The organism is Streptomyces sp. PU-14G (assembly GCF_041028275.1).
Taxonomy (GTDB): Bacteria; Actinomycetota; Actinomycetes; order Streptomycetales; family Streptomycetaceae; genus Streptomyces.
In genome coordinates this window covers 1-23,264 of sequence record NZ_JASKYT010000043.1, presented here as the reverse complement: position 1 = coordinate 23,264, position 23,264 = coordinate 1, and the positions used below count along the sequence as shown (strand labels likewise).

General features: G+C 72.6%; 18 protein-coding genes and 2 tRNA genes. 16 read left to right on the top strand and 4 right to left on the bottom strand.

All coding sequences use genetic code 11. The annotated features are described in order from the left end of the window. Positions 1 to 256 precede the first annotated feature (256 nt). A complete protein-coding gene (locus tag AB8Z75_RS08070; RefSeq protein WP_369200700.1) occupies positions 257 to 2,353 on the bottom strand; it encodes a hypothetical protein in 2,097 nt (698 codons plus the stop codon). Between the two features lie 527 nt (positions 2,354 to 2,880). Here AB8Z75_RS08070 and proB point away from each other — a divergent pair. The 5 genes from proB (at position 2,881) to AB8Z75_RS08045 (ending at position 8,144) form a co-directional block, all read left to right on the top strand. Next, the gene (gene proB / locus AB8Z75_RS08065; protein ID WP_369200711.1) at positions 2,881 to 3,987 is read left to right on the top strand and encodes a glutamate 5-kinase; all 1,107 of its coding nucleotides are present in this window, start codon (positions 2,881 to 2,883) and stop codon (positions 3,985 to 3,987) included. Positions 3,988 to 4,244: 257 nt separating this feature from the next. After that, positions 4,245 to 4,619, top strand: coding sequence for a hypothetical protein (locus AB8Z75_RS08060; protein WP_369200710.1), 375 nt, complete (start codon positions 4,245 to 4,247; stop codon positions 4,617 to 4,619). Between the two features lie 151 nt (positions 4,620 to 4,770). Continuing rightward, positions 4,771 to 6,063 (top strand): glutamate-5-semialdehyde dehydrogenase, encoded by a 1,293-nt coding sequence (locus AB8Z75_RS08055; protein WP_369200709.1) that lies wholly within the window; start codon positions 4,771 to 4,773, stop codon positions 6,061 to 6,063. Between the two features lie 148 nt (positions 6,064 to 6,211). Next, positions 6,212 to 6,895: a hypothetical protein gene (locus tag AB8Z75_RS08050; RefSeq protein WP_369200699.1), complete on the top strand. Its 684-nt coding sequence runs from the start codon at positions 6,212 to 6,214 to the stop codon at positions 6,893 to 6,895. A gap of 124 nt (positions 6,896 to 7,019) precedes the next feature. Next, entirely contained in the window at positions 7,020 to 8,144 is a 1,125-nt protein-coding gene (locus AB8Z75_RS08045; RefSeq protein WP_369200698.1) for a hypothetical protein, read from the top strand. Between the two features lie 125 nt (positions 8,145 to 8,269). On the opposite strand, the gene AB8Z75_RS08040 is transcribed toward AB8Z75_RS08045, so the two are convergent. Next, positions 8,270 to 9,397 carry a M48 family metallopeptidase gene (locus AB8Z75_RS08040; protein ID WP_369200697.1) on the bottom strand — a complete coding sequence of 376 codons (1,128 nt, stop codon included), beginning with the start codon at positions 9,395 to 9,397 and terminating at the stop codon, positions 8,270 to 8,272. A gap of 281 nt (positions 9,398 to 9,678) precedes the next feature. Between AB8Z75_RS08040 and AB8Z75_RS08035 the strand changes: the two genes are divergently transcribed. The 6 genes from AB8Z75_RS08035 to AB8Z75_RS08010 all read left to right on the top strand — a co-directional run bounded on the left by AB8Z75_RS08035 (position 9,679) and on the right by AB8Z75_RS08010 (position 13,959). Beyond that, entirely contained in the window at positions 9,679 to 9,849 is a 171-nt protein-coding gene (locus AB8Z75_RS08035; RefSeq protein WP_181856594.1) for a hypothetical protein, read from the top strand. 64 nt (positions 9,850 to 9,913) lie between these two features. Next, a complete protein-coding gene (nadD, locus tag AB8Z75_RS08030) occupies positions 9,914 to 10,549 on the top strand; it encodes a nicotinate-nucleotide adenylyltransferase (RefSeq protein ID WP_242751112.1) in 636 nt (211 codons plus the stop codon). Next, positions 10,546 to 12,420 carry a LytR C-terminal domain-containing protein gene (locus AB8Z75_RS08025; RefSeq protein WP_369200696.1) on the top strand — a complete coding sequence of 625 codons (1,875 nt, stop codon included), beginning with the start codon at positions 10,546 to 10,548 and terminating at the stop codon, positions 12,418 to 12,420. The genes nadD and AB8Z75_RS08025 overlap by 4 nt, the downstream gene beginning before the upstream one ends. Before the next feature lie 252 nt (positions 12,421 to 12,672). Further along, the gene (rsfS, locus tag AB8Z75_RS08020) at positions 12,673 to 13,137 is read left to right on the top strand and encodes a ribosome silencing factor (RefSeq protein ID WP_369200695.1); all 465 of its coding nucleotides are present in this window, start codon (positions 12,673 to 12,675) and stop codon (positions 13,135 to 13,137) included. Further along, a complete protein-coding gene (locus tag AB8Z75_RS08015) occupies positions 13,134 to 13,787 on the top strand; it encodes a histidine phosphatase family protein (RefSeq protein WP_369200708.1) in 654 nt (217 codons plus the stop codon). Before rsfS ends, AB8Z75_RS08015 begins: the two co-directional genes overlap by 4 nt. Before the next feature lie 99 nt (positions 13,788 to 13,886). After that, positions 13,887 to 13,959 (top strand) — tRNA-Ala (locus AB8Z75_RS08010). Positions 13,960 to 14,139: 180 nt separating this feature from the next. On the opposite strand, the gene AB8Z75_RS08005 is transcribed toward AB8Z75_RS08010, so the two are convergent. Beyond that, entirely contained in the window at positions 14,140 to 15,087 is a 948-nt protein-coding gene (locus tag AB8Z75_RS08005; protein WP_369200707.1) for a helix-turn-helix transcriptional regulator, read from the bottom strand. Positions 15,088 to 15,482: 395 nt separating this feature from the next. On the opposite strand from AB8Z75_RS08005, the gene AB8Z75_RS08000 reads away from it, so the two are divergent. Continuing rightward, positions 15,483 to 16,865: an MFS transporter gene (locus tag AB8Z75_RS08000; RefSeq protein ID WP_369200694.1), complete on the top strand. Its 1,383-nt coding sequence runs from the start codon at positions 15,483 to 15,485 to the stop codon at positions 16,863 to 16,865. Between the two features lie 282 nt (positions 16,866 to 17,147). Then, a complete protein-coding gene (locus AB8Z75_RS07995) occupies positions 17,148 to 17,381 on the top strand; it encodes a hypothetical protein (protein WP_114018261.1) in 234 nt (77 codons plus the stop codon). Here AB8Z75_RS07995 and AB8Z75_RS07990 read toward each other — a convergent pair. After that, positions 17,360 to 18,745, bottom strand: coding sequence for a glycosyltransferase 87 family protein (locus AB8Z75_RS07990; RefSeq protein ID WP_369200706.1), 1,386 nt, complete (start codon positions 18,743 to 18,745; stop codon positions 17,360 to 17,362). The two genes, AB8Z75_RS07995 and AB8Z75_RS07990, sit on opposite strands and share 22 nt — an antisense overlap. 244 nt (positions 18,746 to 18,989) lie before the next feature. Between AB8Z75_RS07990 and AB8Z75_RS07985 the strand changes: the two genes are divergently transcribed. The 3 genes from AB8Z75_RS07985 (at position 18,990) to AB8Z75_RS07975 (ending at position 23,257) form a co-directional block, all read left to right on the top strand. Further along, positions 18,990 to 19,062 (top strand) — tRNA-Ala (locus tag AB8Z75_RS07985). A 371-nt stretch (positions 19,063 to 19,433) separates the two neighbouring features. Next, entirely contained in the window at positions 19,434 to 22,307 is a 2,874-nt protein-coding gene (gene leuS, locus AB8Z75_RS07980; protein WP_369200693.1) for a leucine--tRNA ligase, read from the top strand. A 128-nt stretch (positions 22,308 to 22,435) separates the two neighbouring features. After that, the gene (locus AB8Z75_RS07975; protein ID WP_369200692.1) at positions 22,436 to 23,257 is read left to right on the top strand and encodes a hypothetical protein; all 822 of its coding nucleotides are present in this window, start codon (positions 22,436 to 22,438) and stop codon (positions 23,255 to 23,257) included. Positions 23,258 to 23,264 lie beyond the last annotated feature (7 nt).

Genomic DNA, 23,264 nt, shown 5'->3' with positions numbered 1-23,264 from the left:
CAGCCCGTCTCGTCCCGTCTCGCCCGTCGGCCGTTACGGCTGGGGCTGGTGTGATGCGCAAAGACGGAAGGGCCCCAGGAGGCGAATCCTCCTGGGGCCCTTCCACCGTCTCGCGCTCCCGTGCGCCGGTTTGCGCCGCGTGCGCCGCCCGAACGGGTGACGCACCCTGCCGCGCGCTCCGGCCGGAGGCGGCTACGACGTGCCCGCGCCCTGGCCGGAGGCGGCTACGACGTGCCCGCGCCCTGGCCGGACGCGGCTACGGCGTGACCGCGTCCTCCGGATCGGAGGCGCCGCCCGGCGCCTCCATCTCCGCCTCCTCGGCGGCCTCCTCCGCCTCCCGCTGGCCCGGGATCTCGGCCGTGCGCCGCGCGACGCGCGCGTTGCGGGCCTCCGTCTCGTCGGCGAGCTCCAGCGCCGCGGCGTTGAAGCGCGCGAGCGACGGCGGGTCCGAGGGGCCCAGCAGGCGTGTCTTGAGCTCCTTGCGCGCCCCCACCAGCGTGTCCTTGCCGGCGTCGCGCACCGACTCCAGCACGGCCGGGATCTGCTGGGCGTCGGGCGTCAGCACCGTGCCGGCCCGCACCGTCGGGAAGGCGTGCCGGAACTCCTCCTCGGTCATCCCGCTGGTGTTGGCCACCGCGTACGGCTTCTCACTGCTGAGGTAGTCGGAGACGACGGAGGAGACGTCGGAGATCAGCAGGTCGGCCTGGTTGAAGCAGCTGAAGATCGCCGGGCGCGGTCCGGTGACGATCTGGTGCTCGGAGTCGGGGAAGGACGCCCAGTAGGCGGCCTCCCACGCCTCCGTCGCCTCGCGCACCCGCTCGGCGTTGCCCTCCTGCGGGGTGCCCTGGTTCTTCATCCGCTCCATCTCGTCCGCGCTGGCGCGGAACGCCGAGGTGGTGGCCTCGTCCAGGACGGCCGTACGGCGCTCCAGCTCGGCGGTGGCCTGCGGGTCGCGGCGTCCGGCGCCGCGCTCCACGTTGGCCTGCGTGATCATGGCGCGGATGCGCTGGTCGGCGGCGCCCGCGCGCGGGTCCACCGAGCCGGTCATCGGGTGCGGCTTGTACAGCAGCCGCACCTTCGGGTCGGCCAGCAGCGCGGCGACGATGTGCTCGCCCGCCAGCGGCACCGAGGTGTTGCCCGGGTTGCCGTCCCAGCCCTCCCAGGTGGGCGCGTACAGCACCGTGGTGTAGCCGCTCGCGGGGGCTGCGGCCCGCTCGTCGGCGTGCTGGATGGGGGTCAGCTGGGGGCGGCCGACCTCGACGACGTCCTTGTCGTCCACTCCCACCTCGGCCAGCGCGTACCGCTCGCGGGCGGCCTCGCCCGCGACCCACACCTGGTCGTAAACCTTGGCGTAGGGGTTGCAGGAGGAGAGCTTGTCGGACTCGCCGTGGTTGATGAAGGCGTGCTTGAGCGTGGGGATGCGCAGCACCTGCGAGGTCTTGCCGGAGTTCGCCGGGTGCAGCAGCACCTTCAGCGTGGAGTGCTCCAGGTGCATGAGGTGGGCGACCTTCGGGATGCAGACGATCGGGATGTCGGTGGCGTCGATCTTCTGCACCATGAACCGCTCACGCAGCACGATCAGCGGCCGTCCGTCCAGCTCGGCCAGCGTGCTCAGCCACATGTTCGCCTGGTAGGCGCTGGTCGTCCCGCCGGAGAAGTACATGCCGACGGTCGGCTTGTACGCGGCCAGCCACTTGTCCAGCCACGCCATGACCTCGTGCTCGCTGCGGGAGCGCTTCTTGGGCAGCAGCCAGGTGCCCAGGTAGAACGCGCTGCCCAGCGACAGCAGGAACGTGCAGCCGACCCCGACCAGGCCCCACTCCTGCTGGGAGAGGCCGGCGGAGAGCATCAGCCCGACGGTGCCGGGGATCGAGAACCGCAGCAGCCGGCGGCTGGGCTGCCGGGCCAGCAGCCGGGAGGGCGCGTCGGTCAGCCGCAGCGCCGAGGCGTCGATGTTGCGGGTGACGACCGGCAGGGTGCGGGTACGGCGCACCAGCTGGGCCACCGCCTGGCACAGGAAGTGCGCCGCGTAGGCGAGCAGCAGCAACAGGGTGAGCGGGCGCTCTATGTCCGGCGGCACGTCGGGGATCCGGACCAGCCCGATGACGATCAGCATGTCGCGCAGCAGCTGGCGGGTGGTGACGTCGAAACGGACCTTCCCGAGCAGCGCCAGCAGCCCCGGCTGCTGGTGCGTCAGGTACAGGTCGAGAGCGAGGCCCGCCAGGGAGGCGGTGACGAAGACGGGCACGTTCGGCAACAGCGCACCCGCGAGCTGCGCGGTGTAGAACACCGCCAGCGCGAGCAGCGCCGCGAGCTGCACGGCGCGTCGTGGGGAGAGTCCGGCAGAGGGCACGGGCTGGGCTCCTGGCATGGAGATCGAGGGTCTGCAGAAAAGGGGCGGCCGGTGGCGGTGGCCAGGGTCGACCCCTGAGCGTATGTCGCCCGCGGGTCAAGTGACAATCTTCGACGGACCCGGATACGTGCTTACGTGGTCAAAGGTAACCATCCGCCGCCGTCCATTGCGCGGGACGGATGAGCGCCGCGGACCAGCGCTGACGTAGATTGCGGACGACGACCCGCGGCGTGTCACGGGTCAGGGGCGCACACGGGCACCCCGGGCGCGCCGTGGCGGCATGGGTACGAGGGGTACGTACGGGCGTGGCAGGTAGGACGGGAACCACGGGCGGCGAGCGGCGCGGGAGCGCGGCGGAAGCGGGCGGTGCGGGCGCCACGGCGTCCGCCGCGGGCGCGGTGACCCCCGGTGACGGCAACAGGGCAGCGCCGGGCGGTGGCGCGGCGGAGGCGCCCGGCGCCGGACGGGGCGAGGCACAGCCCGGCGGGACGCGTGCGGCGGGGCCCGAGGCGTCGTACCGCGCGGCCGTGCGGGACGCCCGCCGCGTGGTCGTCAAGATCGGTTCCTCGTCGCTGACCACCGCGGCCGGCGGCCTGGACGCGGACCGGGTGGACGCCCTCGTCGACGTCCTCGCCCAGCACGCGGGACGCCCGGACCGGGAGGTCGTGCTGGTCTCCTCCGGCGCCATCGCCGCGGGACTCGCCCCGCTGGGCCTCACCAAGCGCCCCCGCGACCTGGCCCGCCAGCAGGCCGCCGCCAGCGTCGGCCAGGGGCTTCTGGTGGCCCGCTACACCGCGTCCTTCGCGCGCTACGGGCGCCGCGTCGGGCAGGTGCTGCTGACCTCCGACGACACCAGCCGCCGGGCCCACTACCGCAACGCCTACCGGACGCTCGGCCAGCTGCTGTCGATGGGCGCCGTGCCCGTCGTGAACGAGAACGACACGGTGGCCACCGACGAGATCCGCTTCGGCGACAACGACCGGCTCGCCGCGCTCGTCGCCCACCTGGTCCGCGCCGACCTGCTGGTCCTCCTCTCCGACGTGGACGGCCTCTACGACGGCAACCCCGCCACCCCCGGCACCCGCCGCATCGATCAGGTGCGCGGCCCGGCCGAACTGGAGGGGCTGGACATCGGCAGCGCGGGCCGCGCGGGTGTGGGCACCGGCGGCATGGTCACCAAGGTGGAGGCGGCGGGCATCGCGGCCGGCGCCGGGGTGCCCGTGGTGCTGACCTCCGCCGTGCACGCGGCCGACGCGCTGGCGGGCCGCGAGACGGGCACCTATTTCCACCCGACCGGGCGACGGGCTGCGGGGCGGCTGCTGTGGCTCGCGCACGCGTCGGCGCCCACCGGGGCACTCACCCTGGACGAGGGCGCCGTGCGGGCCGTCGTGGAGCGCCGCACCTCGCTCCTGCCCGCGGGCATCGCCGGGCTGGAGGGCGACTTCTCGGCGGGTGATCCGGTGGAGCTGCGGGACGCCGCGGGGCGCGCGGTGGCGCGGGGGCTGGTGAACTTCGACGCGAAGGAGCTGCCGCGGCTGCTCGGCCGCTCCACCCGCGAGCTGGCCAGGGAGCTGGGCCCGGCCTACGAGCGGGAGGTCGTCCACCGCGACGACCTGGTACTGCTGCGGTCGTGAGACGGCGTCCGCGGGCGTGCGGCCCGGGCGGGTCGCACAGCTGAGCGGTGCCCTACTCGATGGGGACAGGGAAAAAGACCAGCCTTTCCACGGACACCTTCCGCAAAACGGCCCCACGGGCCCGTGGGGACTGGTCAACTTTGACTCGGGTGGTCCGCGCGGCACGTGCACCCGCACGTGCACGCATCCTCCCCCCACGCCGCACTCACCAGCACCACTCCAGGAGGCCACCGGTGGGACGACTGGCCAGCGTCGACATGGCGCCTTCTCCCCAGCCCGAGGAATGCATCGGCTCCCGGCTCTGGCACATCACGCTCAGCGTCGCAGGACGGGAGGCGCCGCTCGCCGAGGTGCGCAGCGCCCTCGAACAGCTCGCTCACGACCACCCCTTCCTGCTGACCAGCCGCTACGCCAACGACCACGCCGAGATCCGCTACTGGGAGGAGGCGGACGACCTGCACGACGCCGCCGCCGTGGCGCTGCGGCTGTGGGGCGAGCACCGGTCCTCGGCCAAGCTGCCGCCCTGGGAGATCGTCGGTCTGGAGGTGATCGGCCGCGAGACCTATCACCAGCGGGTCGCCGAGGGCTACGGACCGCCACCGGCCAGCCCGGTCGGTGTGCACCCCTTCTAAACCCACCCGTACGCGGCGCCCGGTGCCTTCCGTGAGACGGCGGGGCGCCCCGCCGCGGGCCCCGGCTACCATGCGCGCCATGAGCGCATCCCAGACCAGCGGCTCCCCGGCGTCCCAGGCCGACGGCACCCCGGCGTCCCCGGCCGACGCCGTGCGCGACGGCGCCGCCGCACCGACCGCTGACAGCCCCGTCCGCGCGGTGGCACGGCGTGCGCGCACGGCGGCAGCGGACCTCGCCCCGGCGCCCCGCACCCTCCGTGACGCCGCGCTGGCCGCCATCGCCGACGCGCTCGTCGCGCGCACCGGCGAGATCGTCGCCGCCAACGCCGACGACGTCGCCGCGGCGCGCTCCGAGGGCACCCCCGAGTCCGTCGTCGACCGGCTCACGCTCACGCCCGAGCGGGTGGCGGCCATCGCCTCGGACGTGCGCGACGTGATCGCGCTGCCCGACCCCGTGGGCGGGGTCCAGCGCGGCTCGACCCTGCCGAACGGACTGGAGCTGCGTCAGGTCCGCGTCCCGCTCGGTGTCGTCGGGATCGTCTACGAGGCACGGCCCAACGTCACCGTGGACGCGGCGGCGCTCTGCCTCAAGTCCGGCAACGCCGTCCTGCTGCGCGGCTCCTCCTCCGCGCACGCCTCCAACACGGCGCTGGTGGCGGTGGTGCGTGACGCGGTGGCCGAGGCGGGGCTCCCCGCCGACACCGTGCAGCTGGTGCCCGGACGCGGACGGGAGAGCGTCACCGAGCTGATGCGCGCCCGCGGTCTGGTGGACGTGCTCATCCCGCGCGGCGGTGCCTCGCTGATCAGGACGGTGGTGGAGCAGTCGACGGTGCCGGTGATCGAGACCGGCACGGGCAACTGCCACGTCTACGTCGACGAGAGCGCCGATGTGGAGACCGCGCTGGCGATCCTCGTCAACTCCAAGGCCCAGCGCCCCAGCGTCTGCAACGCCGCGGAGACCGTGCTGGTGCACGAGGGCATCGCCGACGTTTTCCTCCCGCGGGCCCTCGCAGCGCTGGTCGAGGCGGGCGTGACGGTGCACGGCGACCCGGCCTGGCAGCAGGCGGGCGGCCAGGCGGGCGGGCCGGCGGTCGTGCCGGCCACCGACGCGGACTGGGCCGACGAGTACCTCTCCTACGACATCGCCGCAGCGGTCGTGCCCACGCTGGACGCGGCCGTCGAGCACATCCGCGCGTGGTCCTCCGGGCACACCGAGGCGATCGTCACCCGGGACACGGCAGCCGCCCGCCGCTTCACCGCGCTGGTCGACTCCGCCGCCGTCATGGTCAACGCCTCCACGCGTTTCACCGACGGCTCCCAGTTCGGTTTCGGGGCCGAGATCGGCATCTCCACACAGAAGCTGCACGCCCGCGGCCCCATGGGGCTGCCCGAGCTCACCTCGACCAAGTACGTGGTCACCGGCGAGGGGCACATCCGCCGCTGAGCCGCTGAGCCGCTGAGCCGCTGAGCCGCAGAGCCGCTGGCCGGTCCGACGGCCCGACGGAGCGGCGCTCCGTGCGTTTCCCGCCCGATTCCGGGCCGATTCCCGTCGGCCCTGCCCAAATTGACCGCACAGGTCTACGCTGGACCGCGTGCCGGACGAGGTGGGGGGCCAGCCGTTCCCGGACGGTGAGGAGCCCGAGTACCGCGACCACGGGGCGGCGGACGACGAGTTCGCCTCCGTGGTGCTCGACGAGGGTTTCGTGCGGGCCGCGCAGGTCCACGAGCCGAGCGCGGCGGAGCGCGTGCGCGCCGCCGCGCAGTCGCACACGGACCAGTCGGAGCACACGGAGACCGATGTTCCGCGCGTGGCCGAGGACGGCCTGGTGCACGGCCGCGGCAAGGCCGAATTTCCGGAGTCCCCGTACGGCGAGCCGCCCGAGGACGGCGCCTGGGACGAGGACCCGGACGCCGACGACGACCGGTTCGACCGCCCCGGCCTCTACGCGGAGTACGGCCCTGGCGTGCTCCCGCCCGAGCTGGAGGCGTACGAGCACGGCGCGGACTACGGGTACGCGCGGGGAGCCCACGCCCCGTACGCGGCGCGCGGCGGCGCTCCGCGCCCCTACCGGGGGCACCGCAGCTGGCAGCGGCCCATCGCCTGGGTGCTCGCCGTGGTGATGGGGATCGGCGTCGTCGCGCTCGCCTTCTCCGCCGTCTACCGAGGCGGCTCCGACCAGCGCGAGGAGCCCGTCCCGCCGCCCGCCACCACCGGCGTGGAGCCGGCCGAGCCGGGCACGCTGCCCACCGCCACCGCTCAGCCGCCCGGCGGCTGACACCGCCGGCCCACCACGCCCCCGGGGGTGTGCGGACGGCGTAGGAGAACAGGCCACCGGCTGTCCGGCAAGTTGTCCGGGACCACGTCGTTTACCTCCCTGCGTGCGGTTCTACCCTGTTGGTATGGCCGGGCGAGTGGAACCTCCTGACGGGACGCCCGACGGGGCTCCCGGCGGCGACGACGAATACCGATCCCTGGTGTTCGACGAGTCGTTCGTCAACGCTGCGCGGCTCCAGGAGTTCTCCGCCCAGGAGCGGCTGGACGACGAGGAGCACGCCGCCGTCCGCCCCCGCACCGATACCGAACGCCACGGCAGCCTGGGCCTGGGCTTCTCCCGGCAGGGCCTGATCCTCGTGCTGCTCATCGCACTCGCCTTCGGCACCGCGATCTACATGGGGATACGGAACCCGTACAGATCGCCGGCCAAGCCGGAGGCGGAGCCCGTACACAGCGAGCTGATGCCGCTCGCGCCACTCGGCCCCGTCTCCGGGGCCACCCCCGCCGACCTGTTCGAGCACAGCCCGGCCGCGCGCTTCGAAAAGGGGGCCGACGGGGTGACGCTGCCTTCCCCCGTTCGCAGTAGCGACCACTTCACCCAGAGCCAGGTGCAGGCCGCGCTGCTGGGGGCCAAGGACTACATCGTCCAGAGCTCGCTCGACCCCAGGGTCCTCACCGGCAGCGCGGTACGGCCTGTGCGCGAGCTGCTGGACCCCCGCCAGCAGCGCCAGTTCGACCGGAGTGTGGACAACCCGCGCAACGACGGACGGCACGCCGCCACCGCCTGGATGGTGCGCTTCGACCCGGCCAAGGCCGCGCTGGCCGGTGAGCAGGTGCGCGTCCACGGCACTCTCACGGCCCAGGAGGTCTCGGCCAACGCGCTGGAGGTCACGGCCGACCACGTCTTCGTCTACGCGGTACGGCCCGCCGACGCCGGCGAGGGCGCGGACGCCGAGAAGGGCGCCTCGCTCTTCTCCGTGCGCCGTGAGGTGCGTTTCCACTTCGAGCGCGGCGACCTGCGCGACCACCAGGTCACCCTGCGCCAGGTCTCGATGCGGGCCGGGCCGATGAACTGCGGCGAGGACCCCGCGGACAGCCTGGCGCCGCTGCTGGCGGGGGAGCGGGCCAAGGACGCGGGAAAGGCGGGGACCGACCCCTTCGCGCGGGGTCGGTCCACCGCCTCCATGTGCGGGCTGCTGGCGCCCAGCGCCCAGCCGAGCCCGGCCCACCCCTTCAAGGAGAAGGGCTGAAGCGCTTCCGCCCTCCCGCGTCCCGCTGCGCTCAGCGGTCCCGGCGGTCGGGCGGTCGCGGCGGTTGCACGGCTGCGACCGCCGCGGCGGTCGCGCGGGCCTGGCAGGGACGCCGAACCGGTGCCTCAGCTCGGGTCGGAGCCGCCCGGGCGTCCGGTGCCGTCCGCGTCACCGTTGGTGCCGCCGCCCGCGTTGCCGTTCGAGCCGCCCTGGCCGCCACCCGAGCCCCGGCCCGTGAAGGTGTCGCGCAGCCGGCCGCCGACGTCCCCGACGCCGCCCGCGATGTCGCGGACGATGCCCATGAGCGGGTCCTTGCTGTTGCGCATCGTGTCCGAGTAGTGGGACGCGGACTCACGGAAGGAGTCCCGTATCGAGGCCTCCTTGTCCTCCTGGCGCCGGGGGTAGTGACCGTCCATGATCCGCTGGTGGTCGCGGCTCTCCGCCCACTTCTTCAGCTCGGCGGCGCGCACGGTGGTGAACGGGTGGCTGCGCGGCAGCACGTTCATGACCTTGAGTACGGAGTCGCGCACGTCGCCGCCCGCCTCGTACTCCTTGGCCTGCGCCAGGAAGGCGTCCACGTTCATCTCGTGCAGGTGGTTGCCGCCCGCCAGCTTCATCAGGCCCCGCATGGACGCCTGCAGATCCTGGCCCACCAGCAAACCGGCGCGGTCAGCGGACAGTTCCGACTTGCGGAACCACTCGCGCAGCGCGATCACGAGCGCCCGCACCGCGACGCTGCCCAGCGGAATCCACGCGATCTTGATGGCGAGGTCCGACAGGAACAGCAGGATGGTGCGGTAGACGGCGTGACCGGAGAGCGCGTGCCCGACCTCGTGGCCGACCACGGCGCGCATCTCCTCCTCGTCGAGGAGCTCGACCAGGCCCGTGGTCAGCACGATCACCGGCTCGTCCATGCCCACGCACATCGCGTTGGGCTTCGGGTCCTGCGTGACGTACATCGGCGGGACCTTCTCCAGGTCCAGGATGTAACAGGCGTCCCGCAGCATCGCGTTGAGGTGCGCGAACTGCTGGTCGCTGACCCGGACCGAGTCGGAGAGGTACAGCAGCCGCATGCTGCGCTCGGGCAGCAGCCCGCTCAGCGCCTTGACGACCGTGTCGAAACCGCTCAGCTTGCGCAGCGACACCAGCGCCGAGCGGTCGGTCGGATGTTCGTACGCCCGGGATGAGATACCCGGGAAGCGCCGCCTCTCGCGGCCCGGCAGGCGCTCGGTACCGCCAGTGCCGTCTGTCATGGTGTTTCCCCCTCCTCGACTGGGCTGTCCACACTAGAGTGTGGGACGCGGAGCGAGGCCCTCCCGTTGCGTCCGGACGTCTCCCTTCTCACGCACCGCCTCGCCCACCGCCCCCTCCCCACCCGTTTCGCGGGCGTCCCGACCCGTGTGGGCTGAGTCGGCGTGAGCCGCCGGGAGACGGCCGCTTACGATGTGGCTGCGCACTTCGTGCCGCCACACGGTCGGCGGCACGAAAACGCGCCGCCCAGTGTCCGCGCCTCACGGGATAGGTTCTGCCGACGATGATGCTGCCCAGCACCGCACACGACGCCCTGCTGACCCTCGCCTCCAGCGGCGAGCACGGCGAGAGCGCACGGCACGAGAGCCTCAGCCCGTATCTGACGGGCGGAGGTGCGCTCGTCGCGCTCTTCCTGCTGCTGTGGATCACCACCCGCTTCAACCGGGACCGCTGAGCGGTCGCCGGGCGCGGGCGTCCGCACACGTCTCACGAAACGGCACAGGATAGGGTCGCCCGGCATGGGAGAGGACATAGTGCCCGGCACCGGTAAGCGGCGGCTCGGCGTGATGGGGGGCACCTTCGACCCCATCCACCACGGTCACCTGGTGGCCGCGAGCGAGGTGGCCGCACGCTTCCACCTCGACGAGGTCGTGTTCGTCCCCGCCGGGCAGCCGTGGCAGAAGAGCCACAAGCAGGTCTCGCCCGCCGAGGACCGCTACTTGATGACGGTCATCGCGACCGCGTCGAACCCGCAGTTCTCCGTCAGCCGGATCGACATCGACCGCGGCGGGAAGACCTACACCATCGACACGCTGCGCGAGCTGGCCGAGGCCAACCCGGACACGGACCTGTTCTTCATCACCGGAGCCGACGCGCTGTCGCAGATCCTCAGCTGGCGCAACACCGAAGAGCTGTTCTCGCTGGCCCACTTCATCGGCGTCACCCGTCCGGGGCACGCGCTGGCCGATCCCGGGCTGCCCCAGGGGGGCGTCTCCCTGGTGGAGGTGCCGGCGCTCGCCATCTCCTCCACGGACTGCCGCGCACGGGTGGAACGCGGCGATCCGGTCTGGTATCTCGTCCCTGACGGCGTGGTCCGGTACATCAGCAAACGCGCGCTGTACCGGAGCGGCCCAGGGGAGGAATCGCAAGCGTGAGCGACGGCTACGGATACGACCCGTACGCACCACAACCGGACATCATCGGCTACGACGAGTACGGCAGGCCCGTATACCGCCGGCAGGACGCGTACGACCAGCCCTACGGCGCCCAGGGCGGCTACGACGCGCAGGGCGGGCAGGGCTACGACGCGCAGGGCGCCCAGGGAGCTCAGGGCGGCGGTCAGGCCGGCCAGGACGGTTACGGCGGCACCCAGGACACCCGGGCCGGTTACTCCCCCTACGACTCCTACGGCTCCTACGGCCGGACCGGCGGCTCGCAGCAGCCGGGTCACGACGCGTACTCCGGCTACCCCGACCCCGCCCGGCAGCAGGGCGGCCACGCGGGCACGTACGACTACGGTGCCTCCGCCCCGTACGGGCAGCAGCAGGCCGCCGCCCCGCACGCCGCGCAGCAGCCGCCGCACACCCAGCAGCAGGCCTGGTTCCCCGAGCAGAATCCGGCGCCCGCGCAGGAGCAGTACCCCCCGGAGCAGTCCCACCAGGGGCCGTACGCACCCGGAGAGCCGTCGCGGGGGCGACAGGTGCCGGAGCAGGCCCCGCAGGGCCACCACACACCCGAGCGACCGCCGCGGGAGCGGCAGCAGCACGGTGACGAAGAAGGCGCCTACCACACCGAGCAGTTCTCCTTCGTCGAGGAGGCCAGCGACGAGTCCGAGGACGTCATCGACTGGCTGAAGTTCAGCGAGTCCCGCACGGAGCGCCGCGAGGAGGCCAAGCGCCGGGGCCGCAACCGGATCGTCGCGCTCGTCGTCGTGCTGGCACTCGTGGTGGCCGGCGGTGTCGGCTACCTCTGGTACGCGGGCATGCTGCCGGGTACGGGAGGCGACGAGGGGAAGAGCGAGGCAGCGGCGGGCCGGCACCGGGACGTCATCGTCGTACACCTGCGCGAGGAGAACGGCGACAGTTCCACCGCGCTGCTGGTCGACAGCGCCGGCACAGGAGAGGGCACGTCCCTGCTGCTGCCGAACGCGCTGGCCGTCACCACGGAGGACGGGACGACCACGACGCTCGGCAAGTCGGTCGACGACCAGGGCGCGGGGCCTACCCGGGACGCGCTGAACACCCTGCTCGGTGCCGACATCAAGGGCACCTGGCGGCTGGACACCCCCTTCCTGGAAAAGCTCGTCGAACTCGTCGGCGGTATCTCCGTGGACACGGACACCGCCGTGCCCGGCGAGAAGAAGGGCTCCGGACCGCTGGTCGAGCAGGGGTCCGCGCAGGAGATGGACGGCAGGGCCGCCGTCGCCTACGCCACCTTCCGGGCCCAGGGCGAGCCGCAGGACAAGCAGCTCGCCCGCTTCGGCCAGGTGATGCGTGCCGTTCTCAAGAAGGTCTCCAGCGAGCCGCGGGGGGCCACCAGGACCGTCGAGTCGCTGGGCCAGATCCCCGACCCGTCGCTGTCCGAGTCGCAGCTCGGGGCTTCGCTCGCCAAGCTGGCCGCACACGCCAAGAAGGGCGACTACCGCTCCCAGGTGGTGCCCGTGCGGGCGAACGGCACCCTGAGCGGCCAGGTCAGCGACCGGATCGTGAGCAAGGTCCTCGGCGGCACCGTCAAGAACTCCGACCCCGACGCGGCGCCCAGGGTGAGCCTGAAGAACGCCACAGGCGAGCGGGGCCTGGACGCCACCGCGTCCGTCGCGCTGGTCAACGGCGGGTACACCGTCGTCAAGGGAGGCACCGGCGCCACCCGCGCCACCTCGCTGGTGACCTACGCCGAGGCGGCCCACAAGACCAAGGCCGAGCAGGTCGCCAAGACCCTGGGCCTGCCGGGCAGCGCCGTCCGCAAGGCGGAGGGCACCGCCAACGCGGACGTCACCGTCGTGCTGGGCGCCGACTACGAGGGGTGAGCCGCGCACCGCTCGGCGTCGCGGGAGCCGGACGTGCGCTCACGGCCACCGTGAGCGGACGCGTCCGTCACCTTCCGTGGTGAGAGCGCGTGTCTTGCGTGAGCGTGAGCGCGCGTCCTCCGTGGATGTGAGCGCGCGTCTTCCGTGAGCGTGAGCGCGCGTCGGCGCCCGCCGCGGGGGCGAAGGCCCGAGGCCACCCGGCGGCCGTGAGACCCTGGAATACGACATGCTTCCGACTCGAAAGCCTCGCCTGTGACCGCCACCGACCGTTCCCTCGAGCTCATCGAAACCGCCGCGCAGGCGGCAGCCGACAAGCTCGCGCACGACATCGTCGCCTACGACGTCAGTGACGTGCTCGCCATCACCGATGCCTTCCTCCTCGCCTCGGCGCCCAACGACCGGCAGGTCAAGGGCATCGTCGACGAGATCGAGGAGCGGCTGCTCAAAGAGCTGAGCGCCAAGCCCGCCCGCCGCGAGGGCGAGCGGGACGGCCGCTGGGTCCTGCTGGACTACGTCGACATCGTCGTCCACGTGCAGCACAGCGAGGAGCGGGTCTTCTACGCCCTGGAGCGGCTGTGGAAGGACTGCCCCGAGCTGGAGCTCCCCGAGGACGCGGAGGCGACCCGCGGCAAGGGCGCCGAGCACGCGAACGCCGCAGACGCCGGAGAGCGGGACGCGGCGGACCCGTCCGACGAGCTGGACGGAGAGCTGCGCTGAACGGCACCGCGGCGGTCCGCAACCGCAAGATCGTTCTGTGGCGGCACGGCCAGACGGCGTGGAACCTCGAACGCCGCTTCCAGGGCACGACCGACATCCCGCTGACCGACGCGGGCCTCGACCAGGCGCGGCGCGCCGCCCGGCTGCTGGCGGCGCTGCGCCCGGACGCGATCGTCGCCTCCGACCTGCGGCGCACCGTGACCACCGCGGCCGAGCTGGCCGCCCTCACCGGCCTCGACGTCACCTACGACGAGGGCCTGCGGGAGACCTACGCGGGTGACTGGCAGGGCCTCACGCACGAGGAGATCGTGGCCCGCTACGGCGAGCAGTACGCCGCCTGGAAGCGGGGCGAGCCGGTGCGGCGCGGCGGCGGCGAGCTGGAGACCGAGGTCGCCGACCGTGCGGCACCCGTCGTGGAGCGCAGCGCCGACAAACTCCCCGACAACGGCACTCTCGTCGTCGTCAGCCACGGCGGCACCATCCGGACCACCATCGGGCGGCTCATCGGTCTGCCCTCCTCCACCTGGGAGGCGCTGGGCGGTCTCTCCAACTGCAGCTGGTCCGTGCTGGGCGAGACGGTGCGCGGCTGGCGGCTCATGGAGCACAACGCCGGCAGCCTGCCCGAGCCCGTGCTCGGGGACGACGACTGAGCCGGGTGGCCGAGGCCGGTGCCTCTCGGGCCGATTTCTCATTCGGCCTGGCCACCCGCTAGGATTCTTCTCGTTCGCGGCGCTCCGGTGCCGGAGCCCGGGGCTATAGCTCAGTTGGTAGAGCGCTTGCATGGCATGCAAGAGGTCAGGAGTTCGATTCTCCTTAGCTCCACGGAAGCGAGAGGCGAGGTGTGCCTGCGGAGAGCGCAGGCCCATCTCGCCTCCTTCGTTTTTGCGCGGCTTCGCCGCGCGTTGTGGGGGCTTCGCCACCCACACCCCCCCCCGGCTGCGGGGCGGGGCGAGGCGGCGGGGAGCGGCGGGGGAGCGGCGAGGAGCGGTTCTCTCTGCGGAGTCAGGCTCTTTCCGCCGGGGTCGGAGGCGGTGCTGGCTGGTCGGCGGGCCGGGTGCCCGCTTTGGGGAAGCGGCCCTCGCGCAGCATCCGCTCCCGTATCCGGGAGAGCGGCCACTCGTGTTCCGGGCAGCCCACCAGAGGGTCCGCTGTCGCCCGCAGCCGCTCCACACGCTCCTCGGTCTCGGCGTCGTGCGGCACGTAAGCCACCACCCTGGTCTCCGCGGCACCGCTGAGCTGCAGCGAGGTCGAACTCAGCCGCAGCTCACCCACGGAAGCGTGCCGTACCAGCTTGATCCGGGCGCCGGGCGGTGACACGTCACCACTGCGCCACAGGGCGGCGAACTCCTCGCTCGCCTCGCACATGCGTCTGATGAAGCTCTCCCAGGGCGCCTCACCGACGTGCCGCCCGTAGGTGGCGCGCAAGGTGGCCACCATCAGGCCCAGCTCCTTCCTGCGGTCGACGAGCGGGCAGCAGCAGGGCGGCGCCAGCACGAACTGCTGCCACAGCACGTTCCGTTCGGGCAGCCCCACCAGGTCCATGACCGGAAAGAGCTGTCCATAGGCGGCGTTGGCGGCCAGGACGTCGTACCGCCCGTTGTAGACCACGGCGGGCAGCGGATCCATCGCCTCGATGATCCGGTGCACTTCCGGCTCCACCGCGTCGGCGATCCGCTCCGGCGCGGGCACAAGGGGCACTTCCGCGAGGTGGTACAGGTGCTCGCGCTCGGCCGGGCCGAGCCGCAGCGTGCGGGCGACCGCGTCGAGGACCTGCGCGCTGACGTTGATCCGCCGCCCCTGCTCCAGCCACGTGTACCACGTCACGCCCACGCCGGAGAGCTGGGCGACCTCCTCCCTGCGCAGCCCTGGTGTGCGGCGGCGCGGGCCGCCGGGCATCCCCACGTCGGCGGGCGAGACCCGGGCACGGCGACTGCGCAGGAAGGCGGCCAGCTCGGGCCTGCGGCGCGACCCGGCCGCGCCACGCGCCCCGGGCGCCGTTGCCGTGCCGGGCGCCGCCTTCGTGCCGGGCTCCGTTCCCCCTGTGTCCGTGCGCGCGATGACCGTCACCTCCCCATCGTCGTGGCAGCGCCGACCGGCTGCCAGGTGCTGTCAGTACCAGCATCAGCGGACTCTTCGGACACCCGGCCCGGCCCGCTCAGGCTCGGTGCATGACCTTCGCTCCTTCATCGGGAACCTCTCCCTCTCCCACCCCTCCACAGGCCGCGCGTCCCGGGCCCCAGGGCGGCCACGGGAGTGGTTCTCCCAGGAAACCCCCTCCCACCGACAACGGCCCCGGCAGCGCACGCGTCCGGCGCACCCCGCGTCCCGGGTGGCTGCTCGGCTTCGTGCTCACGGGGCAGTTCATGTCGCTGCTGGACTCCTTCATCGTCAACGTCGCGGCTCCCGGCCTGCGAGCGGACCTCCACTCCTCGGGCGCCGGGCTCCAGTTGGTGGTCGCGGGCTACACCATCGCCTACGCCGTGCTGCTGATCACAGGAGCCCGGCTCGGGGCGCTGCTGGGGCACGGCCGGGTCTTCCTCGCCGGGCTCGCCCTGTTCACGGCGGCCTCGCTCGCCTGCGGCCTGGCGACGGGAACCGGCCAACTCGTCGCCTTCCGGCTGGCGCAGGGGTCCGGCGGGGCCGTGATGCTGCCCCAGGTGCTCAGCTTGATCCAGCGCACCTTCACGGGGGCCGCCCGCGCCCGCGCGCTGGGCGTCTACGCCGCTGTCCTGGGCATCGGGGCGGCTGCCGGGCAGGTGCTCGGCGGAGTGCTGGTGAGCGCCGACCTGTTCGGCTGGGGTTGGCGCCCGGTCTTCCTGATCAACGTTCCGGTGGGGCTGCTGATGCTCGCTACCGGGCCCTGGCTGATGGGCGTGCGGAGTGAGGCGCGGGGCGGCGCGGAGCAGCGGCGCGCCTTCGACCTCCCCGGGCTCTCACTGCTGGCCGTCGTGCTGGTGCTGTTCACCGTTCCCGTGGTGCTGGGGCGGGAGCAGGGCTGGCCCCTGTGGGGCTGGTCCGCGCTGGCGCTGTGCGCCGTGCTCGTACCGGTCTTCGCGTGCTACGAGGTGCTGTTGGCCCGGCGCGGCGGCAGGCCGCTGGTCTCGCCGCTGGTGTTGCGGGCCCCCGGCGTCGTGCCGGCCCTCGTACGGATCTTCTGCATGATGGCCGTCAATGCCGGCACGATGCTCGTCCTGATGCTGCATCTGCAGAGCGGCCTGGGGTTCAGCGCGCTGCGGGCGGGGCTCTCGGTGGTCCCCATGGCGGTGGCCTTCGCGGTGGTCGGTACGGTCTGGCGGCGCCTGCCGCTCTCCTGGCAGCCCCGTCTTCCGGCCGTCGGCTTCCTGACGGCCGCGGCCTGCTTCGGATGGCTGGCGGCCTTGATGGCGCACGGCGGTGACGGCGGTGCCGCCTTCTTCGTCTGTGTGGTCGCCCTCGGGGCGGGTATGTCGCTCTCGTACAACCCCGTGCTGGCCGGCGCGCTGGCGCGGGTGCGGCCCGGCGAAGCGGCCGACGCCAGCGGCCTGTTGGTGACCACGGCCCAGTTGGGCATGGTGAGCGGGGTGGCGTTGTTCGCGGCGGTCTTCTTCGAGAACCGAGCCGGGTCGGGCGGGTCGGCGGAGTCGGCCCGCGCGCTGGTCGTCACCTGCCGGGCGCTGGCCGCCGGGATGGTCGTCGGCGCCCTGGCCGGCGCCGGGCGCAGGCGGCGGGGCCCCGCAGCGGATCGCTGACCGGGCCTTAAGGCAGGGCGGCGGAACGTGGCAGAATCGTGACGGCTGGAGGGGGGAAGGCCCAGGGAGGGACGAGTGCGATGCCGGCGACGGTCCTCGGCGAGGACGCCACCAAGCCCGCACCCGCATGGTCCCCGCCCCGCCAGGAGCGCCCACGGGGCGTCCCGGACAACCTGCAGTGCCCGTCCTGTGGTTCGGCGAACGTCGCCCAAGTGCTCGGCGACAATGGAGGAGTGTCCTACGTGTGCACGGCTTGCGGCCACATCTGGAGCTGAGTGAGCGATGGGTGCCCACAGCAGGAAGTGCGACTGGTGCGGCAGTGGCACCCCGATCGTGCGCGACATGGAGCCGGCCAACAGCGCGTACCAGTACTGGTGCGAGGACTGCGCGCGAGCGCTGATCATAAAGGGTGACCCGATCGAGACCTACCGCGAGCTCGACGGTGAACCGATCTACGGACGTCTGCTGGACGCCCACTGCACCCTGAAGCGGTTCTACTCCTTCGCGACGGCCTGACCCCGCGTCGCCGCGCCGCCGCCCTGCCGCACCGACGTCCCGCCGTCCTGTGCGCCCCGAGGCCCGCTCGTTCCGCCGTCCTGTGCGCCCCGAGGCGGCCCGCTGGTCCCGCCGTCCTGTGCGCCCCGAGGCGGCCCGCTCGTCCCGCCGTCCCCCCTTCCGCGAAGGGCACGCAGCGCCACCACCGCCGTCAGCACGAGGAACGCCGTCCCGGTGAGCGGGTAACAGGCGGACAGCAGCATCTGGCCGCCGCTTTGGGCCAGCTCGGGGGCGCGGTCGGCGTCCGCGTCGCGGGGCACCCACCAGATCGCGTACGTGCAGAAGGCGAGAATCGTCACCGAGGCGGCTGCCGCCCAGCGCCGACTGGCACGGCGGTGCGCCTCCGCGCCGAGCAGCAGCACCAGGGGAACGCACCACACCCAGTGGTGGGACCAGGAGATCGGGCTGATCAGCAGCGCCGTCACCGCGCAGGCCACGGCTCCCCAGGCGGAGGCGTGCGGGAGCCCCCGCCGCCCCGCCAGCGTGGCCGCCACAGCGGCGCCCAGCCCCAGTACGGCCGCCGCCACCGCGGCAGCGATCCACAGCGCGCCCGGATCGCCGGTGTGCAGCAGGCGGGCTGCGACACCGCTCAGCGACTGGTTGTCGGTGATCTCGGTACGCCCTACGCGTCCCGACTGGAAGAGGGCCTCTCCCCAAAAGCGCCGCGAGTCGCGCGGCAGCAGCACCGCGGCCAGCAGCACGGTGGCCGCAAAGGTCGCGGTGGCCACGGCAGCCTGGCGCAGCCAGGGGTTCCACACCTCGGCCGCGCTGCCCGTACGCCGCATTCTGCGGCAGCCGTGGATGAGGCCGCACAGGGCGAGGAAGACCGCGAACAGCGCGGGGGTGAGCTTGATGCCTGCCGCGACTCCGATTCCCACCCCCGCCCAGCGGTGGCCCTCGCGCCGCGTCAGGTCCCACAGCACCAGTACGGCCAGCAGCAGGTTGATCTGCCCGTAGCGCAGGGTCGTCCACACCGGCTCGCACCACACGGCCACCGCGGCGATCACCAGGGTCGCGGCGGTGCGGGGAGCGTGCAGCGGGCGCCCCAGCAGCCGCAGTGTCAGGTGGATGAGTACCACCAGCAGGCCGAGGTTGGCGAAGGTCGCGATGCCCCGCATGTCCGCCACGTCCAGCAGCGTCAGCGGCATGAACAGCAGGGCGGCGAACGGCGGATAGGTGGTCGGCAGGTCGGCGTAGGTGGCCCGCATCGCGTACAGGTCGTAGCCGTTGCGTGCGGTCCAGCCCTCGGCCCGGTAGACCATCAGGTCGATCATCGAGACGTCCGCCGTACGCTGCGCCGCCCAGAAGGCGGCGAAGGAGACCATGCACAGGGCCGCCGCCAGCGTGACAGGGCGGCGGAGCAGATAGGCCCTGAGCGTCGGCGACCATTTGGCTTCGACGGCCTGTTGCAACGTGCTCACGGGGCGACGGTACCGGCTGGTCAGTGGCGCGGACGGGTGGGCCGGGCCGTCGGCGGCGGTGCGGCGGGAAACCGATTTGGCGAAACGCCACCCACGCCGTGTAAGCTGGCGGAGCCGCCGCGGGGAAGACCCCGGCGGACCACCCCACGGGGCTATAGCTCAGTTGGTAGAGCGCTTGCATGGCATGCAAGAGGTCAGGAGTTCGATTCTCCTTAGCTCCACGGAAGCGAGAGGCGAGGTGTGCCTGCGGAGAGCGCAGGCCCATCTCGCTTCCTTCGTTTTTGCGCGGCTTCGCCGCGCTTTGTGGGGGCTTCGCCACCCACACCCCCTCCGGGGGCGCCCCCCGTGGTTTGCCCTCCGGGGGCGCCCCCTGTCGTTTGGCGGGGTCGGTCTCGGGCTCCGGGGTGGGTCCTTCCTTCGTGCGGTACCCTGAGCGCTATGCGTGCCGTACGCCTTCTGCTTAGCGAGCCGCGCTGAACCACTGCCGGTCCCTCCTCCGCGGACCGGAATCGGCGCGGCTCCCCCTCCTGTGCGAGGGGTTTTTTCATTTCAGGAGCGCTGGGCAGAGACGACCGATGGAGCTTTGAGGACGATGAGCGAGACCACCACCGCCGCCGAGACCGCGGCCCCGTATCGCTACACGGCGGCGCTGGCCGCCGACATCGAGGCACGCTGGCAGGACTTCTGGGAGAAGCAGGGCACCTACGAGGCGCCCAACCCCGGCGAGGGGCCGCTGGGCGGGGAGCCCGCGCAGGCCGCCAGGCCCAAGAAGTTCGTCATGGACATGTTCCCGTACCCCTCGGGTGCGGGCCTGCACGTCGGGCACCCGCTGGGCTACATCGCCACCGACGTCTACGCCCGCTACCACCGCATGACCGGGCACAACGTGCTGCACACCCTGGGCTTCGACGCCTTCGGGCTGCCCGCCGAGCAGTACGCCGTGCAGACGGGCACCCACCCGCGGACCTCCACCGAGGCCAACATGGTCCAGATGAAGGCGCAGCTGCGCCGCCTGGGCCTGGGTCACGACCAGCGCAGGTCGTTCGCGACGATCGACCCCGAGTACTACCGCTGGACCCAGTGGATCTTCCTGCAGATCTTCAACTCCTGGTACGACGCCGAGGCGGGCACGGCGCGTCCCATCGAGGAACTGGTCGAGCAGTTCGCCTCCGGCGCCCGTCCGACCCCTGAGGGCTGGGACGCGTGGAGCGAGCTGAGCGAGCGCGGACGGGCCGACCTGCTGGGCGAGTACCGGCTGGCCTACGCCTCGGACGCGCCGGTCAACTGGAGCCCGGGCCTGGGCACCGTGCTGGCCAACGAGGAGGTGACCGCGGACGGCCGCTCCGAGCGCGGGAACTTCCCCGTCTTCAAGGCGAAGCTGCGCCAGTGGAACATGCGGATCACCGCCTACGCGGACCGGCTGCTGGACGACCTGGACGACCTGGACTGGCCCGAGGCCATCAAGCTGCAGCAGCGCAACTGGATCGGCCGCAGCGAGGGCGCCCGTATCGCCTTCCCCCTCGGGGACGCGACGATCGACGTCTTCACCACCCGCCAGGACACCCTCTTCGGCGCCACCTACATGGTGCTGGCGCCCGAGCATCCGCTGGTCGCCTCCGTGGTCCCCGACGTGTGGCCCGAGGGCACCCACGAGGTGTGGACCGGCGGCTACGCCACGCCCGCCGAGGCCGTCGCCGCCTACCGCGCGCAGGCGGAGGCCAAGTCGGACGTGGAGCGCCAGGCGGAGGCCAAGGACAAGACCGGCGTCTTCACCGGCGTCTACGCCACCAACCCGGTCAGCCAGGAGCAGGTGCCCGTCTTCATCGCCGACTACGTGCTGATGGGCTACGGCACCGGCGCGATCATGGCGGTGCCCGCGCACGACCAGCGCGACTTCGAGTTCGCGCGCGCCTTCGAACTGCCGATGCGCTGCGTCGTGGAGCCGAACGACGGCCGCGGCCTGGACCCGTCGGCGTGGGCGGACGCCTTCAGCTCGTACGACGCGGCCCTGGTCAACTCCACGGGCGAGGGCATCAGCCTGGACGGCCTGGGCGTGGCCGAGGCCAAGGAGCGGATGCGGCGCTGGCTGGAGGAGCACGGGCTGGGTGAGGGCACCGTCAACTTCCGGCTGCGCGACTGGCTGTTCAGCCGGCAGCGCTACTGGGGCGAGCCGTTCCCCCTCGTCTACGACGAGGACGGCATCGCCCACCCGCTGCCCGAGTCGATGCTGCCGCTCCAGCTGCCCGAGGTCGAGGACTACTCCCCGCGCACCTTCGACCCCGACGACGCCGACACCTCTCCCGAGACGCCGCTGTCGCGGAATGAGGAGTGGGTCAACGTCACGCTGGACCTGGGCGACGGCAAGGGCCCGCGGCGCTTCCGCCGCGAGACCAACACCATGCCCAACTGGGCGGGCTCGTGCTGGTACGAGCTGCGCTACCTGGACCCGCACAACGACGACAAGCTGGTCGACCCCGGCGTCGAGCGCTACTGGATGGGCCCGCGCGAGGGGCAGCCGACCGGCGGCGTGGACCTGTACGTGGGCGGTGCCGAGCATGCGGTGCTGCACCTGCTGTACGCGCGTTTCTGGTCCAAGGTGCTGCACGACCTGGGGCACATCTCCTCGGCCGAGCCGTTCCACAAGCTGTACAACCAGGGCATGATCCAGGCGTACGTCTACCGGGACGCGCGCGGCATCGCCGTCCCCGCCGCCGAGGTGGTCGAGCGCGACGGCGCGTACTACTACCAGGGCGAGAAGGTCAGCCGCCTGCTGGGCAAGATGGGCAAGTCCCTGAAGAACGCGGTCACCCCGGACGAGATCTGCGCGGAGTACGGCGCCGACACGCTGCGGCTGTACGAGATGGCCATGGGGCCGCTGGACGTCTCCCGGCCCTGGGACACCCGTGCGGTCGTCGGCCAGTTCCGACTGCTGCAACGTCTGTGGCGCAACGCGGTGGACGAGGCGACCGGTGAGACCACTGTCGTCGACGCGGAGCCGGACGAGGCGACCCTGCGCGCCGTGCACAAGGCGATCGACAGCGTCACCCAGGACATGGCCGGGCTGCGCTTCAACACCGCCATCGCGAAGATCACGGAGCTGAACAACCACGTCACGAAGCTGCGTGAGGTTCCGCGCTCCGTCATGGAGACGATGGTGCGGCTGATCGCGCCGCTGGCCCCGCACGTCGCCGAGGAACTGTGGCGCAGGCTGGGCCACGAGGAGACGGTCGTCCACCAGGACTTCCCCGTCGCCGACCCGGCGTATCTGGTGGACGAGACGGTGACCTGCGTCGTCCAGATCAAGGGCAAGGTCAAGGCCCGCCTGGAGGTCTCGCCCTCCGTCTCCGAGGCGGACCTGGAGGCGGCGGCCCTGGCCGAGCCCGTGGTCGTCAAGGCGCTGGGCGGCGCCGAGGTGCGCAAGGTGATCGTCCGGGCGCCGAAGCTGGTCAACATCGTCCCGGCCTGAGCGAGGCGTCCGGCTGCCCCTACGGGACGTCACGGGGGCCGCTCCGGGTTCTTCGGAACCCTGAGTGGCCCCCGTCCGTTTAGGCTGAACGCAGACGGTGTGACGGACCGACGACGGAGGAGCGACCTGTGGACGTGGCAGTCGTCATCGGGCTGGTGCTCTTGCTGGCCGTCCTCACCCTTGGCACGCTCGCGACGGTGCGGGGCGTGCGAGCCGTCAAGAGAGGCGTGGAGCGCACGGGCGCGCAGGTGCGCCGCACGGTCGAGGAGACGACACTCAAGGCCCGCTCCGCACAGCCGGGGCCGGTCGGCGAAGCCGCCCGTATCCGCCTGGAGTTGCGCGACTCCATCGACGGAACGCGCGCCGCGCTGGAGGCCGGTGCCCGCGACGACCCCGGGCTCGCCGACGCGGTCCACCTGCTGGACCGCCTGCACGAGCACGCCCGCCAGCTCGACGGCGAGCTGCGGCTCCTGATGGAGCACGAACCGGACAGGACACGGTTCACCGGGAGGCTCCAGGACGCGCGCGAGCGCATGCGCCACATCAAGGAGTCCGCCGACTCGCTGCGCTTCGCCGCCCAGGACCGGGCACGCCAGTTCGACGCCGAGGGGCTGGACGCGCTGCGGAGCCAGATCGACATCGAGTCCGGCGCCCTGCGTCACTGGACCCCGGGACCGGCCGGAGACGCCGGTCCGGCCGCGAGCCCACCCGCCGACGGAGCCGCGCAGTCCAGCGGAGAATCCGAGAGCAGAGCCGCCGGCAGGACCGACGGCAAGAACGGCGGCAAAGGCGGCGGCAGAACCGACGGCAAGAACGGCGGCAAAGGCGGCGGCACGCCAGAGCTCGGCCCCTCCGGCCAGGGGCTCGATCCGTCGTTGACCGACCCGACGGCCGACCGTGTGCGCTCGCCGCACACGTTCGGGAAACGCCCCCCGCGCAGCGCCTCCTGAGCCCGCC